Source organism: Coprococcus ammoniilyticus, assembly GCF_025567345.1.
Lineage (GTDB): Bacteria > Bacillota > Clostridia > Lachnospirales > Lachnospiraceae > Coprococcus > Coprococcus ammoniilyticus.
Map to the genome: position 1 here is coordinate 296,518 of NZ_JAOQJS010000002.1, position 18,450 is coordinate 314,967.

21 protein-coding genes are annotated in these 18,450 nt (G+C 40.6%); 2 read left to right on the plus strand and 19 right to left on the minus strand.

Annotation, left to right across the window (positions count from 1 at the left end):
- Positions 1 to 11 precede the first annotated feature (11 nt).
- Complete coding sequence (locus tag OCV60_RS03815; protein WP_021943876.1) at positions 12 to 1,067, minus strand: tyrosine-type recombinase/integrase; 1,056 nt, start codon at positions 1,065 to 1,067, stop codon at positions 12 to 14.
- A 278-nt stretch (positions 1,068 to 1,345) separates the two neighbouring features.
- Here OCV60_RS03815 and OCV60_RS03820 point away from each other — a divergent pair, with 278 nt between their 5' ends.
- Complete coding sequence (locus tag OCV60_RS03820) at positions 1,346 to 2,101, plus strand: tRNA lysidine(34) synthetase (protein ID WP_117784840.1); 756 nt, start codon at positions 1,346 to 1,348, stop codon at positions 2,099 to 2,101.
- Between the two features lie 163 nt (positions 2,102 to 2,264).
- On the opposite strand, the gene yneA is transcribed toward OCV60_RS03820, so the two are convergent.
- Entirely contained in the window at positions 2,265 to 2,591 is a 327-nt protein-coding gene (yneA, locus tag OCV60_RS03825; RefSeq protein ID WP_021943887.1) for a cell division suppressor protein YneA, read from the minus strand.
- A gap of 281 nt (positions 2,592 to 2,872) precedes the next feature.
- Between yneA and lexA the strand changes: the two genes are divergently transcribed.
- A complete protein-coding gene (gene lexA / locus OCV60_RS03830) occupies positions 2,873 to 3,496 on the plus strand; it encodes a transcriptional repressor LexA (RefSeq protein WP_262529357.1) in 624 nt (207 codons plus the stop codon).
- 145 nt (positions 3,497 to 3,641) lie between these two features.
- Here lexA and OCV60_RS03835 read toward each other — a convergent pair whose 3' ends face one another.
- The 17 genes from OCV60_RS03835 to ilvA form a co-directional block, all read right to left on the minus strand.
- Entirely contained in the window at positions 3,642 to 4,829 is a 1,188-nt protein-coding gene (locus OCV60_RS03835) for an HD-GYP domain-containing protein (RefSeq protein ID WP_021943888.1), read from the minus strand.
- Positions 4,830 to 4,848: 19 nt separating this feature from the next.
- Positions 4,849 to 5,202, minus strand: a complete 354-nt coding sequence (gene rsfS, locus OCV60_RS03840) for a ribosome silencing factor (RefSeq protein WP_021943889.1) — start codon at positions 5,200 to 5,202, stop codon at positions 4,849 to 4,851.
- 71 nt (positions 5,203 to 5,273) lie between these two features.
- Positions 5,274 to 5,873 (minus strand): bis(5'-nucleosyl)-tetraphosphatase (symmetrical) YqeK, encoded by a 600-nt coding sequence (yqeK, locus tag OCV60_RS03845; RefSeq protein WP_021943890.1) that lies wholly within the window; start codon positions 5,871 to 5,873, stop codon positions 5,274 to 5,276.
- A 74-nt stretch (positions 5,874 to 5,947) separates the two neighbouring features.
- Positions 5,948 to 6,571: a nicotinate-nucleotide adenylyltransferase gene (gene nadD, locus OCV60_RS03850; protein WP_262529361.1), complete on the minus strand. Its 624-nt coding sequence runs from the start codon at positions 6,569 to 6,571 to the stop codon at positions 5,948 to 5,950.
- 16 nt (positions 6,572 to 6,587) lie between these two features.
- Positions 6,588 to 6,878: a ribosome assembly RNA-binding protein YhbY gene (yhbY, locus tag OCV60_RS03855; RefSeq protein ID WP_021943892.1), complete on the minus strand. Its 291-nt coding sequence runs from the start codon at positions 6,876 to 6,878 to the stop codon at positions 6,588 to 6,590.
- A gap of 66 nt (positions 6,879 to 6,944) precedes the next feature.
- Positions 6,945 to 8,234: a GTPase ObgE gene (gene obgE / locus OCV60_RS03860; protein ID WP_117784837.1), complete on the minus strand. Its 1,290-nt coding sequence runs from the start codon at positions 8,232 to 8,234 to the stop codon at positions 6,945 to 6,947.
- Between the two features lie 94 nt (positions 8,235 to 8,328).
- A complete protein-coding gene (gene rpmA, locus OCV60_RS03865; RefSeq protein ID WP_004850948.1) occupies positions 8,329 to 8,616 on the minus strand; it encodes a 50S ribosomal protein L27 in 288 nt (95 codons plus the stop codon).
- 5 nt (positions 8,617 to 8,621) lie between these two features.
- On the minus strand, positions 8,622 to 8,948 hold the full coding sequence (locus tag OCV60_RS03870; RefSeq protein ID WP_262529370.1) for a ribosomal-processing cysteine protease Prp: 327 nt from the start codon (positions 8,946 to 8,948) through the stop codon (positions 8,622 to 8,624).
- Between the two features lie 6 nt (positions 8,949 to 8,954).
- Positions 8,955 to 9,263, minus strand: coding sequence for a 50S ribosomal protein L21 (gene rplU / locus OCV60_RS03875; RefSeq protein WP_008400876.1), 309 nt, complete (start codon positions 9,261 to 9,263; stop codon positions 8,955 to 8,957).
- Between the two features lie 103 nt (positions 9,264 to 9,366).
- Entirely contained in the window at positions 9,367 to 10,533 is a 1,167-nt protein-coding gene (locus OCV60_RS03880) for a ribonuclease E/G (RefSeq protein ID WP_262529372.1), read from the minus strand.
- Positions 10,533 to 11,222, minus strand: a complete 690-nt coding sequence (locus OCV60_RS03885; protein ID WP_021943896.1) for a TIGR03936 family radical SAM-associated protein — start codon at positions 11,220 to 11,222, stop codon at positions 10,533 to 10,535. The genes OCV60_RS03880 and OCV60_RS03885 overlap by 1 nt, the downstream gene beginning before the upstream one ends.
- On the minus strand, positions 11,206 to 13,074 hold the full coding sequence (locus OCV60_RS03890; RefSeq protein WP_262529376.1) for a TIGR03960 family B12-binding radical SAM protein: 1,869 nt from the start codon (positions 13,072 to 13,074) through the stop codon (positions 11,206 to 11,208). Before OCV60_RS03890 ends, OCV60_RS03885 begins: the two co-directional genes overlap by 17 nt.
- A 21-nt stretch (positions 13,075 to 13,095) precedes the next feature.
- A complete protein-coding gene (locus OCV60_RS03895; protein ID WP_021943898.1) occupies positions 13,096 to 14,460 on the minus strand; it encodes a PFL family protein in 1,365 nt (454 codons plus the stop codon).
- Between the two features lie 36 nt (positions 14,461 to 14,496).
- Positions 14,497 to 14,769: an ACT domain-containing protein gene (locus tag OCV60_RS03900; protein WP_008400881.1), complete on the minus strand. Its 273-nt coding sequence runs from the start codon at positions 14,767 to 14,769 to the stop codon at positions 14,497 to 14,499.
- A gap of 116 nt (positions 14,770 to 14,885) precedes the next feature.
- Positions 14,886 to 15,689: an MBL fold metallo-hydrolase gene (locus OCV60_RS03905; protein WP_262529379.1), complete on the minus strand. Its 804-nt coding sequence runs from the start codon at positions 15,687 to 15,689 to the stop codon at positions 14,886 to 14,888.
- Between the two features lie 86 nt (positions 15,690 to 15,775).
- Positions 15,776 to 17,176, minus strand: coding sequence for an ASKHA domain-containing protein (locus tag OCV60_RS03910; RefSeq protein ID WP_262529381.1), 1,401 nt, complete (start codon positions 17,174 to 17,176; stop codon positions 15,776 to 15,778).
- Entirely contained in the window at positions 17,176 to 18,405 is a 1,230-nt protein-coding gene (gene ilvA, locus OCV60_RS03915; RefSeq protein WP_021943901.1) for a threonine ammonia-lyase, read from the minus strand. Before ilvA ends, OCV60_RS03910 begins: the two co-directional genes overlap by 1 nt.
- Between the last annotated feature and the right edge of the window lie 45 nt (positions 18,406 to 18,450).

Consider the following 18,450-nt stretch of genomic DNA (forward strand, 5'->3'; position numbering starts at 1 on the left):
CAGCGCATTTTTTAATTGTCGCGTTTTTCCCGCAACTGAACACGATTTCTTGCACTTCGTCGTCTGTCCTCATCCATATCTGCATAATGTTTTCTTGTCGTATTTACATCACTGTGTCCAAGGACATCAGCAACCAGATAGATATCACCGGTTTCCCTGTATAATTCTGTACCATAGGTACTTCTTAATTTATGTGGAGTGATATGCTTCATAGGGATAACACCTTCAGAATATTTCTTCACCAACATTTCAACAGAACGAACAGACATTCGTTTTCTCTGACTGGATAAGAAGAGAGCATTTTCATGTCCGGACACCGGCTCTATATGTTTGCGTTCCTCAAAATAATCCGTTAAAGCATCTGTAACTTCATCACCGAAGTAGACATAAGATTCATAACCGCCTTTTCTGGTCACCTTCACTCGACCATTATTAAAATCCACATCATTCAGATCGATGCCGACACATTCCGATACCCTTATGCCGGTTCCCAGCATAAGGGTTAGAATTGCAAGATCACGAACCTTTGTTTTTGCATGATATGCCTGTTGGTGCTCGGTTAAATGATCACCATATTCAACAGCATCTAAAAAATCCGCAATCTCATTTATGTCTAATCTGGTTATTGTTTTTCCATGAATCTTTGGCATATCTACTTTTTCAGCCGGATTTGAACTTATACGGTTATTTTTATAGAGATATGCATAGAATACACGTAAAGCCGATAATTTACGTTTAATTGCCTGTTCACCGTTCGTATAGATCTTTCCGTTTTTTTCATAATATTTCAAATATTCCAGATATTCCTCGATGTCTTCAGCCTCAAGCCTTGAAATATCATCCAAGGTGATATCGATCGGCTTACGTCCACGAAACTGTGGACATTCGCTGCATAAAAAGTTATAAAATGTCTTTATGTCGATGGCATAACCAAGTCGCGTTCTGGATGAAGCCTTATTTTCAATTCCTCGAAAGACAACCTTGACATATGAAGGAAGCTCTGCAAGAATATCTCTTAGTGAAATTGTATTTTTTATATTGATGTCATTTGTATATTCATTTGCCATAATAGATTTACCTTCCTATTATTCCGATGCAACTTTTCGTAAAACCTGAGTTTAGCGAATAGTTGTATCTGTTAAATTAGTTATATCACACTCTGACTCCAAATGCAATTCTTTATTTCATATCAAATAAAAATCCGTTTTATTCTTGTAGAATTTCCTTCATATGTTGTTAAGATTGTCTTTCGAAGAATTGTATAGATATCTCCTTGAAACAAATTTCATTTATAAGTATAATATACACGGTTATGAAACAAATCTTATCATTTTGAGGTAATTATATGAAATTACAAAAGTTATTAAGTTATACTAGACGTGCCATCGATTCATATGAAATGATCGATAATGGTGATAAAATTGCAGTTGGAATTTCTGGTGGTAAGGACAGCCTGACTTTACTCTATGCTCTGGCTGAATTACGACGATTCTATCCAAAAAAATTTGATCTGATCGCTATTACAGTTAATCTCGGTTTTGATAATTTTGATACTACAAAGATCGAACAATTATGCAAAGAACTTTATGTTCCTTATTATATTGTAGATACAGAAATATATGATATTGTATTTAATATCCGTAAAGAGAAAAATCCATGTTCTCTATGCGCGAAAATGCGAAAAGGTGCATTAAATCAGAAACTAAATGATCTCAGATGTAATAAGATCGCTTATGCGCATCATAAGGATGATTTTATTGAAACCTTTTTAATGTCCTTATTATTCGAAGGCAGAATCCATACTTTCTCACCAAAAACATATCTGGATAAAAGCAAATTGATGGTTATTCGCCCTCTTATGTATATAAACGAAGGTGAAATTATCTCTTTTAAAAATGATATGCAGCTTCCTGTGATTAAAAGTCCATGTCCTGCCGATGGATATACGAAACGTGAATATGCAAAACAGGCACTGGCGGAGCTGGAAAAGGAAACTCCCGGTTGCAAACAACGGATTTTTTCCGCTATTGAACGAGGAACTCTGGATGGCTGGCCTGTAAAGATTGACAATCCAAGACTTTACAATAAAGATGCCAGATAATCGCATTTAAGTATAGAATTTATTCTGTATTCTATACTTGTTTTATGATTATATATATACTCCTGTTTTTAAAAATAAAAAGTATCTGTTTTTATGTTATATGGTAAATCTTGATTCAAACAGACAGTCAATATAACATTACATAACAGATACTTTTTATTATTTATTCGTAATCATTTACTTTATAATATGGAATCAGTAAATTAGTTCCATCTACGATGACATCTGTATTCAGATTATTCATCACAAGCACTTCATCGATATAATCCTGTGTAGAAGCATACTCTTCCGTCTTGTATTCATTTGCGATGTCCCAAAGGGTATCTCCTTCTTCTATGGTGATACATTTATAATATTTCTTACTTGCGTTCGATGCGCTGGTTGCTGGTGAATCCTTATGTGATATAAGGATATACAATACTGTAACCAGAATAATACCTGCTATAATGAAAATCTTCTTTGTACTGATAAATCTTACTACGTTCTTCATGTTCTCTTCCTCCTTAAAACTTAATTCTATATATAATATAATTCTCTGAACAAATGTTTGAATAAATTATATCGAACAGTTGTTCATTTGTCAATATATTTTCGAACATTTGTATGGATTATTCGAAAATATATTCGTCATATCCCAATGACTCCTTTATAATACCAATATGGATGGGGAAAAAAAAGTACGCAAGAAGAAGAACATTTGTTTGCAAAACAAACAATTGTGTGCTACTATTATTTATATAACTTTTTAAATACATTTAGGAGGATTTACATATGGGTAAAGAAAAGCTCACGGATAAGCAGACGCAGATCCTTGAATATATACGTCATGAGATTCTTGCAAAGGGGTATCCGCCATCAATCAGAGAAATCTGTCAGGCTGTTGATCTGAAGTCTACTTCTTCTGTACATGCTCAGTTATCATCATTAGAGGCAAAGGGCTATATCAGAAGGGATCTGACAAAGTCCCGCTCAATTGAGATCATAGACGATGATTTTTCACTTACCAAACGGGAACTGGTAAACATCCCTATCGTTGGAACGGTTTCTTGTGGTCAGCCTATCCTTGCTGAACAGAACATCGAAGACTATTTCCCTGTTCCACCGGAATATATTCATAATACGAATAACCAGACCTTTATGCTTCGTGTAAAAGGTGACAGTATGATCAATGTAGGTATTTATGAAAAGGATCTTGTAATTGTTGAGCAGTGCTCTTCTGCCAGAAATGGCGAAATCGTCGTTGCATTGATCGAGGATTCTGCAACAGTTAAGACATTTTATAAAGAAAATGGTTATGTCCGGTTACAGCCGGAAAATGATTATATGGATCCGATCCTTGTCGAACATTGCGAGATCCTAGGCCGTGTGATCGGTCTGTTCCGCAATTTTATCTAATCATACTTAATTTGTTCAAATTTTTTATAAAAATGCACCTCAAACGATATCAGGCATAACAAATACCTGACAAACTGATATTCCACCTGTCTACTCGACAAGGGGAATATCAATTAAGAGGTGCATTTTATTATATCATCTTTAATTAATATACCTGTTTATCCGGCTGTCTCTCTGCGATCTCCTTGAATGCATCAAAGTTCTGCTTGAACAGCTCTACAACCTGTGGATCAAAATGCTTTCCGGACAGGCTTACGATCTCATTATACGTCTCTTCTACGGACCATCCGCGCTTGTAGTACCGTTCAGAGGTAAGTGCATCGAAAACGTCACATACCGCCATTAAACGGCTGATATAGGCAATCTCCTCACCTTTCATACCTAGATATCCTGTTCCGTCCCAGCGTTCATGATGCTCCTTTGCAATCGTTCTTGCAATCTGCATGATCTCACCCGGACAATGCTCCAGAAGTGCATCACCATAGAGAACATGACTTTTCATAATCGCAAATTCTTCATCTGTCAGTTTACCGGGCTTATCCAGGATCTCCTCACTGATCATAAGCTTTCCGATGTCATGCATCATGGCAGCCGTTGACAGCTTATCAACGTAATCATCATCAAAACCGGATGCCTTTCCGAGCACCCGCATGTAATCTGCTACACGTTTGATGTGTTCTCCTGTATATTTGGATTTACTCTCGGATAATTCAGCAAATGCAAATATCAGCTCTTTCTGATTGCTCTTTACTTCTTCTGCGTTATCAATTACGGAATTCAGCATCGTAGAGTTTCTGGATACAATGAAATATGCAACGAGTGACAGGATCAGAATCGTGATCACACATGGAAATACCGATAAGACCATGCTGTCTGTATAGTCCAGATAAATCGGCGCAACCATGAAATCACAGTATGTAAGATTGATAAAATCTGCAAGGATAACACCGACAGTAGACATCAGCGCAGTAAATACGACCAGCGTCTTATTATAATATAACGATGTCAGCAGGATCGGAAAGATCCAGACAACCAGTGCCATATGGGAAAATACAGAGCTCAATATCATACAGTTAAAAACTGCGATACATATGACTACATATTTGATTGCCTCATTCCTGTCATGCTTGAAAAAGTCAATAACAAGTGTCGGAATAAGCGAAAAAATACAGCAGAGAACCATACATATCGTAACCACTACAAGGTTACATTCTCTGCTGAAAAATGCAAATGCCCATAACGCAACTATCAGTGCAACAAAAAAACGCATACACTTCGCTGCTATATGATTGATCTTTATATAATTGTCTTTTAATAATCTGTTATCGTTCATACCTACCCCAAAAACATATCTATGAAAGTAAATCCTTTGTTACATCGGCTGCATCATTCCAGATGCGTTCGATATCATAGAATCTGCGTGCCTCATCCGAAAAGATATGAACAATTATATCATAATAATCTAACAAAATCCATCCTCCCTGTGAATATCCTTCCACACTTTTTAAAGAATATCCGGCTTTGTGCATTTCTTCTTCCACACTGTCACACATCGCCTGTACCTGATTCTTGTTTGTTCCGTCTGCAATAACAAAATAATCAGCTACAGCAGAGATCTTTTTAATATCAAGTATCTTAATATCAAAGGCTTTTTTATCATCCAGGGCTTTATAAACAATTGCTGCCATTTCCTGTGCTGTATTCATATATGACGCTCCTCCTGCTCTGTATATTGATTTTAATATTGTACCCCATCCGTTTATTTATTGTTGCCTGTTTAAATATCGTCTTCTTTCAGCTTATCCGCTACCGATTGATGAGCAACATAATAATTATAGGTATCGATTGACATCGGATCAGTATCATCCGTTGTGGTCTCAAGATACGATAAAGTATTTTTCAGTATATGAACGATGCATTTGTCAATATCGGTAAATGCTTCCTTCCGGATCTCCTCGATCTCCTTTAATGGTTTCCGGTTCGGCTCGATATAGTCTGCAACAAACAGGATCTTCTCAAGCATATTCATTGCCGGTTTTCCGGTGGTATGACATGCGATCGCAGACAGGATATCCGGATCCTTTACATCGTACTTTTCTCTTGCGTAGAATGCCCCAAGCTTGGCATGTAAGAGTTCCGGATTATTATATTCACATTCGCTGATCGGAAGATTATTCTTCGTACAACGCTCGATCTTTTCTTCCGGTGAAAGGCACTTTGCACAATCATGTAACAGTCCTGCAGTCAGTGCTTTTTCTACATTTACACCATGTACCATAGCCAGACAGCCTGATACATATTCTACCCCTAACGAATGCTCAAATCTTCGATCTGTCAGTTTCTTCTGAAGTTTCTCTCTCATTTCCTGTCTGTTCATTGTTCTGCCCCTTCTCCTGTAAATTGTTCCTGAACTATATTATACTGTTTTACCAATCTGCGTCAATTATTTGTCTATTGATCAAGGTTTTCATCCGTCTGATATAGCCCATATTCCTTAATATAGCGGTATACTGCCATTGGTACGGCTCCTGATATATCCTGTCCATTTTTAATGGCTTCCCGGATGCTGGACGATGACACATCAACCGGATGGATCTGCATCTGTCTGATATCCGCATCTGCATATAGTTTCTTTAAATGCCGGATCTTAGCATCGACATCTTCTGCCTGGATCTGATCTCTCGTTGTAACGATCAGTTTGGAAAGAGAAAGAATCCTGTCCGGCTCTCTCCAGGTGTCAAATGCAAGGATCGAATCCCCACCCATAATGAAATACCATTCCGTATCCGGATACTGTTCATGCAGCTGTACCAGTGTATCAATGGTATAGGTAACTCCGCCACGCTGTAATTCCAGATCCGAACAACAAAGTCCGTCATGATCCTTTACTGCAAGCTCTACCATATGGAGTCTGTCTTCATTTGTAACCGATCTGTCCCACTTCTTGTATGCCGGGATATGATTCGGCATCAGCCAGATTTGATCCAGTGCAAACTGCTCCAGAGCCTGTTTTGCAAGCTCCAGATGGCCGTTATGAACCGGATTAAAGCTGCCGCCTAAAATACCAATCTTCATATTCTGATCTTTCATATTATTTTGGGAGCTCGATCTTCTTATGCTCTTTGGATGGACGATAGAATACGATCTTACGGCCAATGACCTGAACGACTTCTGATTTGGTACGTTCTGCGATCATGGAAGCCATTTCTCTCGGATCATCCAGACAATTCTTTAATACTGAGATCTTAACCAGCTCTCTTGCCTCTAACGCTTCATTTACAGATTGTGTAAATTCCGGTGTCAGGGAACTCTTACCGATGTTTAAGATCGGATCGATATTCATTGCCAGTCCTTTTAAATATGCTCTCTGCTTACTTGTCATAGTATACTCCTAACTTATATCCTGTAACCGGCAGAATCACCTGCCGGTTTGTTATCACATTTATCTTTATTTATAATAGTCAAATTCCAGTCCATACATACGAACGGTATCGCCTTCGCCGATTCCAAGCGCTTCCAGCTGGTCTAAGATACCGTTTGTCTTTAAGAATTTCTGGAAGAACTCAAATCCTTTTTCTGATTCCAGATTCGTATATCCAAGCATACGTTCAATACGAGGTCCCTCGATCACATATACGTCATCTTCTTCATTGTAGCTGACCTCAAAAGGAAGATCCGGATTATCATGGAAATCGAGATCAACCTCCGGTTCGAATTCGACTACATCATCCGGTGCATTCTTTACAAGGTCGTTGACATACCATAAAAGCTCGGAAATACCCTTACCGGATACTGCTGAGATCGGGAATATCTTCACACCGTCTTTTTCGAATTCTTCCTTTAACATCTCGATCACAGTCTCGTAACCGATCTCATCTAAGGCATCGATCTTATTTGCCGCTATAACCGTTGGACGGCTTTCGATATCCTTGTTGTATTTTTTCAATTCTTCATTAATGATCTTTACATCATTGACCGGATCTCTGCCATCGATCGAAGCTGCGTCAACAATGTGGATGATCACCTTTGTACGTTCGATATGACGCAGGAATTCCAGACCAAGTCCGACCCCCTCTGCTGCGCCTTCGATGATTCCCGGGATATCCGCGATAACAAATCCATTATGCTCTCCGAGATCTACAACACCAAGATTTGGTGTCAGTGTCGTAAAATGATATTCTGCAATCTTTGGTCTTGCATTTGTAACTCTTGCAAGGAAGGTTGATTTACCTACGCTTGGGAAACCAACAAGACCGACATCTGCGATACACTTAAGTTCCAGATCGACGATCAATTCTTTTGCCGGCTGTCCCGGCTGTGCGTACTTTGGAGCCTGCATGGTTGACGTAACATAATTACGGTTACCTCGTCCACCTCGTCCACCCTTTAACAGTACGACCGGTTCTTTCTTATCTGCCATATCAAGGATCACTTTTCCTGTCTCAGAATCCTTAATGACAGTTCCTGGCGGAACTTTTAATACAACATCTGCACCATTTGCGCCATGACAGTTTCTCTTACCGCCCGGTTCGCCATCCTGTGCTCTGTACTTTGTTATATGTCTGAAATCAGTCAGGGTGTTCAAACCTTCATCTACTACAAAGATCACGTCTCCACCTTTGCCGCCATCTCCGCCATCCGGACCTCCGTCCGGCACGTATTTCTCACGACGGAAGGATACATGTCCGTCTCCGCCTTTTCCTGCTCTGATAAATATTCTGGCTCTGTCTGCAAACATTGCTTTCCTCCTTTATACATACATCCGTATGTAAAGAAAAAGCCGGAATAAACTATATTTACTCCGGCTAATAACATGCATAAACTAAGTAATATTACTCATTTACTACAGGGTAAATAGAAACCTGCTTCTTATCTCTACCCTTTCTCTCAAATCTAACGATACCATCAGCAGTAGCGAATAATGTATCATCTCCGCCGATACCAACGTTAAGACCTGGATGAATCTTTGTTCCACGCTGTCTGTAAAGGATGTTTCCAGCCTTAACGAACTGACCGTCAGCGCGCTTAGCTCCTAATCTCTTAGACTCGGAATCTCTGCCGTTCTTAGTAGAACCCACACCTTTTTTATGAGCAAAAAACTGAAGTTCCATCTTCATCATTTCAATTACACCTCCTTAAAGGTTATACAAACAAAATCACTATAGGATTCACTGATATCCGTAATACCTGTCTCAAACACTCCCATGATCAGTAAGGCATCATGTCCCGGCTGTTCATCAAACAGAAACTTCATATCTCCGTTTTTCTGATTGCTGTCTACATGAAATGCTTCCTCACAAAAGCGTTCAACAGAATTCACAACCGTGATCGCAAGTGCCGATACAGCACTACATACGATATCAGATCCTGAATCTGCATATCCTGCATGACCGGATACATAAAATCCCATTGTATCTGAATTAGCTTTTTTATAAATGGTTACCTTTATCATAACAGATTATGCGTTGATTGACTTGATCTCAACCTGTGTATAAGCCTGTCTGTGACCATTCTTCTTATGATAGCCAGTCTTTCTCTTGTACTTGTAAACAACTACCTTCTTAGCCTTGCCATCACCAATTACAGATGCTGTAACGGTTGCGTTTGCAACTGCATCACCACATTTAACGTCTGAATCAGTACTTACTAAAATAACGTCGTCAAATGTTACTTCGCTGCCAGCTTCTGCTCCAAGCTTCTCAACTCTGATTACGTCTCCTTCAGCTACCTTGTACTGCTTACCGCCTGTTGCTATAATTGCGTACATAGGGTTTACCTCCTTAATCAAACTCGCCAGTTGTGGTGTCGCATAAAATATGCGAACTTATACCTCACTGTGCGGCACACTAGTATACTCTACCATTTTGGTTTTATTTTGTCAACTGTTCTTTCAGCGATTTGCGAATTTTTTTTCGGGTTAGTTCCACCAGAGAAAGCTTAGTAACATCCACAAATGCTGCAGGAACAGAATCCTTTGCAAGCTCCTGTTCGAGGATATCTTTTATAACATCCATCGAGTCCGGCTGTTTCATATTTATAAAATCAACTACGATGATCCCTGACAGATTCCGCAGTCTCAACTGTCTGCATACCTCGACTGCCGCTTCAGAATTGATACGGAGCAGATGTTCCTCAAAGGAATGTTTATCGACCGATTTACCGGTATTTACATCGATCACGACCATTGCCTCCGTCTGTTCGATCACCAGGTAGGCACCCGACTTCATCCAGACCCGTTCTTTTTTCAGGTTTTCCAGATTTTTTGGCAGATTATATAAAGTCATCAGATTACAGTTTTTATCATTATACATGGTAAGCTTCACATCCGTGATCTGTTTCTCTGACAGATAGGTCTCGAATTCATCAAATACCGCCTTCTGATCCGTTACGATCTCTTGAAGCCCTGCATTATGCTTTAATATAAAATAATCGAGATATTCCGCATCATTCTTATACAGACAGGAATAACAGGTTCTGGTCTTTGCTGTCTGTATGATTTGTTCTAATTTTTCAGATAGTTCGTTTAAATCCGACAATACAACTTCATCCGGCAGCTCCTGACAGACAGTTCGTAAGATACAGCCAAATCCATCCGGCAATACTCTCTTCGCCAGTTGGTGCAGATGATCTCTTGTCTCTTTCTTTCGGATCTTCCCGGATATACCAATCCTGCCTGATGTATTCACAAGCAGATTTTCTGTCTTCAATTCAATTTCCGACGTAGCGACCGGATTCTTTGTCTTGATCGCATCCTTGCTTACCTGTACGAGAATCTCGTCTCCGGCTTTTAACACAGAATCTTTTTTTGCATTTAAAAATATATGTTTATTATCAGTGATACTGTAATAGCACGGAAGCCCTGTACCGATATCGACAAAGGCTGCGTCTATATTGGACACGATATTTTCCACCTTGCCGACATAGATATTTGATAAGATGGACTGTCGATCAAATAACATCAGATCTGACAGCTTTCCATCCGAATAAAGAGCTTCCAGTATATGATCTTCATAATTTGTTATTACAAGCTTATTCATCAGAATTCTTCACCTGCCATATAAAGCGGCTGTAACGAGCCGTCTTTGTCATAATACGTTTCCAGTCGGTGAATATAGATTCGGAAGAAATCATAGGTCTCACCGCAAAGGTCATATAATGCCTTTACCACTAATTCCGGTTTCAGATTATAGACACTTCCGGTCTGTAACAGCATGTAGATACTGTCACCTCTCCGTTCCAGCTTTAAAATACCTGGACGGATATTTTCTTCTTTTTCACTCTTTTTTGTTTTCTTTAATACAATGATCTCGTCCTGTTTATTCAACTCTTCAACGGAAGCAAGCAGTTTTTCACTGAGATCATTCTGCTCCCGGAATGTGATCTCATAATCCGATGCAGCAACGATCGACATAGCATTCTTTGCATTCTCCGGGATCTGCACACATTTCGTAACATGTATCTCATCAACGGATACCGCATTTAAAGCTTCGATCATCTCAGCCGAAGTTGTCACAGAATTAAATTCTGCATCAAAATATTCACCATCCGATGTAATCCCAAGTGCAAGCGGTGCTGCAAATGAAATGATCTGGTGTGGGGAATAACCTTTGGAATAACTGATATCCAGCTTTGCCCGGCGGATCTCCTTCTGGAAATAACGCATGACATCCAGATGACCGATAAATTTCAGATTTCCAAGCTTGGAGTATTTAATTCTTATTTTCAAAACAAACACCTCCTCCAAACTTCGCTGCGCCGCAGCCGGAACACTTCATCCGGCAGTTTGGTGTAACGACCTCTGCCTGTGCGCGCTCCCATTCCTTTTCCATAAACTTTCTTGTCACTCCGATATCTATGAAATCCCACGGAAGGATCTCATCCACACTTCTGTCACGATAGGTGTAGAAACCGATATCAATATGATTCTTTTCAAGCGCATTATCCCAGTTTGATTTGTCAAAATATTCCGTCCATGCATCAAAGATCTGTCCGGACTGATAGACATCATAGATTACCTGACAGAGTTTACGGTCACCTCTGGCAAGCAAACCTTCTAAGATCGTAATATCCGCTTCGTGGTATGCGAATTTCAGGCTCTTGTGGTTCTTTGCTTCACGGAATTTATCTTTAACAAAATACGCACGCTTCTGGAATTCCTCCGGTGTTATCATCGGCGCCCACTGGAATGGTGTAAATGGTTTTGGTACGAAATAAGAGGCGGAAGCCGATACCATGACACGGCCATCCCGCTTCTCCTTTGGTATATTTGCAAAATACAGCTCACTGATCTCCTCTGATAGATCAGCAATACCTGTAATATCGTCATAAGTCTCTGTCGGAAGTCCCATCATAAAATACAGCTTGACCTTATTCCAGCCGCCAAGGAACGCCTGTAACGAACCATTTAATATATTCTCTTTTGTCAGACCTTTATTTATAACATTTCTTAATCGTTGTGTTCCGGCTTCCGGTGCAAATGTCAGGGAATTCTTCTTGATATCCTGAATCTTCTGCATAACATCAAGGGAAAATGCATCGATTCTGAGGGATGGCAGAGAGATATTGACATGGTTGTTGTCCATCTTCTCAATCAGACAGTCCGTAAGCTCAGGAAGCGACTGATAATCACTGGAACTTAACGAACTGAAGGTAATCTCCTCCTGACCGGTATTATCTAACATAGCCTCTGCATAATGTTTCAGTACGTTTACATCCTTTGGTCTGGTCGGACGATAGATCATCCCTGCCTGACAGAAACGGCATCCACGGATACATCCCCGCATGATCTCTAATACAACACGGTCCTGTGTGACCTTCATATAAGAGACAACCGGCTTCTCAGGATAGACAGCGGATGACATATCCGTAACTACCTGCTTAAGGATCGTCTTTGGGACCTCTTCGTATTTTGGTCCAAATGATGCGATCGTTCCATCCTCATGATAAGTGACATCATAAAGAGCCGGCACATAAAGCCCCGGAATCTGCGACACCTTGATCAGAAATTCTTCTCTTGTCATATCGGAATGTTTATAGATTTTATATAATTCGATCAGATCTCCGTATACCGTCTCGCCCTCTCCGATATAGAAAATATCAAAGAAATCAGCGATCGGTTCCGGATTATAAGAACAGGGACCTCCTCCGATCACGATCGGATCACCCTTTTCCCGATCCTTCGACCAGATCGGAATCTCTGCCAGATCAAGCACCTGTAAGATATTCGTATAACACATCTCATACTGAAGAGTGATTCCAAGAAAATCAAACTCTTTTAAAGGATCCTGAGACTCCAGTGCAAATAACGGAATGTGCTGTTCTTTCATAACTTTATGCAGATCCGGCCACGGAGAATAGACACGTTCACACCAGGTATCTTCTCTCCGGTTGAACATGTCATATAAAATCTGGATGCCGAGATGGGACATTCCGATCTCATACACATCCGGGAAACACATGCAAAATCTGACATCGACCTGCTCCTTGTCCTTCATGACACTGTTATATTCCCCTCCGATATATCTGGCAGGTTTTTCGATACTCATTAAAATCTCATCTGATAATGCAAGCTTTCTCATTTTGTTCTCCGTTATATATAATTAGTTCTTGAAACTGTGGATAGGTGCAGGGATTCTGCCTCCACGGTTAATAAATTTTTCACATGAAAACTGGTTGACAGGCATAATTGGCGCATAGCCAAGCAGTCCGCCAAATTCAGCCTGATCGCCAACGCCCTTGCCGATAACAGGGATCAGACGTACAGCCGTTGTCTTCTGGTTGATCATACCGAGTGCCATCTCATCTGCAATGATACCGGAAATGGTAGCTGCTGATGTATCACCGGGGATTGCGATCATATCAAGTCCAACTGAACATACGCAGGTCATTGCCTCTAATTTCTCAAGGGAAAGTGCACCTGCTGATACAGCATCGATCATACGCTGATCTTCACTGACAGGGATAAATGCACCACTTAAACCACCAACATAAGAAGAAGCCATAACGCCGCCCTTCTTTACCTGATCATTTAATAAGGCAAGTGCTGCCGTAGTTCCCGGAGCACCGGCATATTCCAGACCGATCTCCTCAAGGATCTCACCGACACTGTCTCCGATTGCAGGTGTAGGTGCAAGTGACAGATCCACGATACCAAACGGAACACCGAGACGTTCGGATGCTTCCTTTGCAACAAGCTGTCCAACTCTTGTAACCTTAAATGCTGTTTTCTTGATCGTCTCACACAGTACTTCAAAGTTCTCACCACGAACTTCCTCTAACGCACTCTTAACAACACCCGGGCCGCTGACACCGACATTGATAACACAATCGCCCTCAGTAACGCCGTGAAATGCACCAGCCATAAACGGATTATCATCCGGTGCATTACAGAATACTACGAACTTGCAGCATCCAAGGGAATCTTCCTCTTTTGTAAGCTCTGCTGTCTCTTTTACCATTTCACCGATCAGTTTTACAGCATCCATATCGATACCGGTCTTTGTAGAACCGACGTTTACAGAACTGCATACCTTACCGGTACATGCAAGTGCTTCCGGAATGGAACGGATCAGAAGTTCATCGGATGGAGTCATGCCCTTACATACAAGAGCGGAATAACCACCGATAAAGTTTACGCCTACGGCATCTGCAGCCTTATCCAATGTCTTTGCGATCGTTACATAATCATCTGTTGACTTACAAACAGAGCTTCCGATCAATGCGATCGGTGTGATCGAGATTCTTTTATTTACGATCGGAATACCATATTTTCTTCCGATATCATTTCCGATAAATACAAGATCCTTTGCCTTGGTTGTGATCTTGGTGTAGATCTTCTCACAGGTTTCTCCTACATCCGCACCAACGCAGTCTAACAGGCTGATACCCATTGTGATCGTTCTGACATCCAGATTCATCTTGCTGATCATGGCATTGGTTTCAATTACTTCATTTATACTAATCATAGTGTGACCTCTTTTCGCCTATTTCTATTCTAAATCTTAGATTCTATGCATGGTTTCAAAGATTTTCTCATGCTGTACCTTAATCTGTACACCAATCTCATCGCCGATCTCTTTCAGTTCATTTGCGATAATTTCTGTTGACTTTGAAGATTCCTGTATATCAACGACCATCATCATATTGAAGTACCCGCCTACAATTGTCTGTGCAATATCAAGGATATTGACACTGTTCTCTGCAAGGTATACACAGACCTTTGCTGTGATTCCGATGCTGTCTTTACCAACTACTGTAATAATTCTTTTTTTCATGATGTATGTATCCTCCTATATATCACCATTTATTTGGTTTTATAATAAATTCTTTTGATATGCAAAAGAATCTTCTTCAAATAGTATTTTTATAACTGATGAACGGTTCATCATCATTAATTCCCGACTGTGAGCAAAGCACCGGGCCGGTCGCGTCTCGCTACCTCAAGACCGAATTCCCTGACATCCGATGCATATTCATTATCTGAAAGCTCAAGCTTTACCGTTTCATATGCAAGCTCTTCAAAATTATTTTCCTTACTCAGGTGTCCAAGCAGGATTGCTTTGATATGGCTGTTTAACAATGCTTTTATTAACTGCCCGGAACGCTCGTTGGACAAATGTCCACGGTTTCCCAGAATACGTTGCTTCAGATAATATGGATATGGTCCCGCCTGAAGCATCCGTATATCATGATTTGCTTCGATCACCATAATATCGGAATTCTTTAATTTATTTACAACATAGTCATCAAAATTCCCCATATCCGTTGCAATGGAAAACTTACTTTTTCCGTCACTGATACTGTAACATACCGGATCAGCGGCATCGTGCCAAATCGCTGATGCATCGATCGACAGATCGTTGATAAAGAATGGTTCATCCGGTTCGATCTCATGGAACAAGCTGTCATCAATCGTTCCAACGGATGACATTTTCTTAATCTCAGAGATTGTTCCCCCTGTTGTATAGATCGGTATGCCATGCTTTCTCGCCATAACACCAAGCCCTTTCACATGATCAATATGCTCATGTGTTACAAGAATTCCATTCAAATCAGAAGGTTTTCGGTCGATCTCATTTAACGCTGTTTCAATTTTCTTACCACTTACGCCTGCATCTACAAGCAGATGTGTCTCTTCATTGCCTACATAATAGCAATTTCCACTGCTACCACTGGCAATACTCAGTAATTCCATATTCTACGCCTCAACTCTGCATCTCCAAAATGTATGAAAAAGCTTCCTGAATATCAGCTTACTCTATCTTTCATACTTATTCCGGTCTAATATGTCCGAAACGGCAGATGCTCGATATATATTGTATTAAAATCCGAACGATTACTCAGATCCACATACCGGATCTTCTCTTTAAACCTGTTTATTGTATCAATAAAACCCGGTTCAATCAAGGACAAATATGCGCCCTCAAGTGAAGTATTGCCAAGAACCTTCATTTTCCCCTGAAAGCTCTGCGGGAATAGTCCCAGTGTTACTGCATTTGTCAGATTTAGATGGAATCCAAAGCCTCCTGCAATACAGACTTCAGCAATATCGGAAAGCTCAATACCGATCTCTCTTACAAGCATCATGATTCCTGAAAGGATTGCTGATTTTCCAAGCTGAAATGCCCGAATCGTCTCCATATCAATCTTCATGTTGCTTCCCATCGAGATACCGGATTCAAAATACGGTTCCGCAAGCACTCCTTCCGCATCCATCTGTCCCCGTTTTAACAATAATGCCAGCATGTCAAATATATTCGAACCGAATACATTTGCTGTACGAAAACATCCTTCAAACGCTGAACCACAGGCAGCAGAGGTCGCCACTCCGTATTCCTTATTACAGAGAATGATCTCCCCGTTTGTTCCAAGATCGATCAGCATACGATATGAGAAATCTCGATCAATCTCTGCGGCAACTGCGCCTGCTGCAATATCTGCGCCGGAAAATGCCGCAATATTCGGCAGACAGATAACATCCGAAGCCGCATTCTCAAAAGATGGAGAAGCGATAAAGTCATTCTGTTCTATCACCCGGATATCCGAATTCTTAAGTGTAAACGGATATCCAAACAGATTCTCTGTCGTAAGCCCTTCTGCGATCGAAAGCATCGTTGCATTTCCTGCCAGAACATATCTGCGGATATGATCTACAGCTTCCGGCGTATTTATAAGCATATGGTCAACACCCTTTTGAATATCCGAAAACAAAAGTGACCTCAGATGCTCCAGACCTTCCTTTGTATCTGCCGCTTGAATCCTCGCTACGACATCAGCACCTGTCGCGATCTGTGAGTTAAGCGTACTGAATGAGCATTTAACCGCTTTCTCGTTCAGATCCACAAGCTCCATACCGATCGTAGTCGTACCGATGTCAATGGCAATGCCATATGCGGAAGTAACAGGCTTCTTTCTCTGTTCGGTTGGCAGATTCATCTTATGCCCTGTAATACCGGTAAGCTGTTCTTCCTCCAGCCGTATCGAGATATCCCTATCTACAATGTACTGGCAGCTTTTTACAAAACTGCCAGTATCCTGATTCCATACCAGACACCGGTTACAGCGTCCTTTCATGCCGCAGTTTCCTGCAAAGACATATCCTGCCGCAGTCAGTACCTGATACAGATTATCTCCTTTATTACATTTGATCTGTTCTGTTCCGTTTACAGTTACATTTATCATTAATTATAAATTCCTGTTGTCATTTTTTCCTTTGGTCTGTAACCATGTTCTGCGAGCGTATTAATGATCAGCTGCTTATGTTCCGGACCAAATGCTTCCAGTGTGATCACAAGTTCAACTGCCGAATTACGGTTGATCGATACAAACTGGTTATGCTCCAGTTTGATGATATTTCCCTGTAAATCTGCAATAATCTTGGAAATATTCATCAATGCGCCCGGCTTATCCGGAAGCAAGGTTGAAACTGTGAAGATACGGCTTCTGGCAATCAGTCCGTGCTGTACTAAGGATGCAAATGTGATCATATCCATATTACCGCCACTTAAGATGCTGACAACCTTCTGTCCCTTCACATTCAGATGCTTTAAGGCTGCAACAGTAAGCAGACCGGAATTTTCAACCAGCATCTTATGATTTTCCAGCATATCAAGGAAGCAGACGATCAGTTCATTGTCTTCTACTGTGATGATACCGTCCAGATTCTTCTGAATGTATGGGAAGATCTTTGATCCCGGAGTCTTAACTGCTGTACCATCTGCGATCGTGTCTACCATTGGAAGTGTCGTTACTTTCTTATTCTTCAAAGAAACCTGCATACAATTTGCGCCTGCGGGTTCTACACCGATCACTTTGATATTCGGATTCATCATCTTGGCCAGTGTAGATACACCGGTAGCCAGTCCGCCACCACCGATCGGAACAAGAATATAATCTACAAACGGAAGCTCCTTAATGATTTCCATTGCGACAGAGCCCTGTCCGGTTGCAACATCCAGATCATCGAATGGATGAATAAAGGTATAACCCTTATCTTCTGCAAGCTCTAATGCATATGCGCAGGATTCGTCGTATACATCTCCATATAAGATAACCTCTGCACCATATGATTTGGTGCGGTTTACTTTGATCAGAGGAGTTGACGATGGCATAACGATCGTTGCTTTTACCCCATATGCTTTTGCTGCATATGCAACACCCTGTGCATGATTTCCGGCTGATGCAGTGATCAGACCTTTCTGTCTTTCTTCGTCTGTCAATGTACTGATCTTATAATATGCTCCACGGATCTTATACGCTCCGGTAAGCTGCATATTTTCCGGTTTAAAAAATACTTTATTCCCTGTCAGGTTGCTGTAATATTCGCTCTCTACCAGCTTTGTTGGTAAAACAACTTTTTTAATTATATTATATGCCTCTTCAAATTTTTCTAATGTAAGTTCTTCTGCCATTGTCAGTCTCCTTTTTCTGTATTTCATATTCAGACAGTTATTATC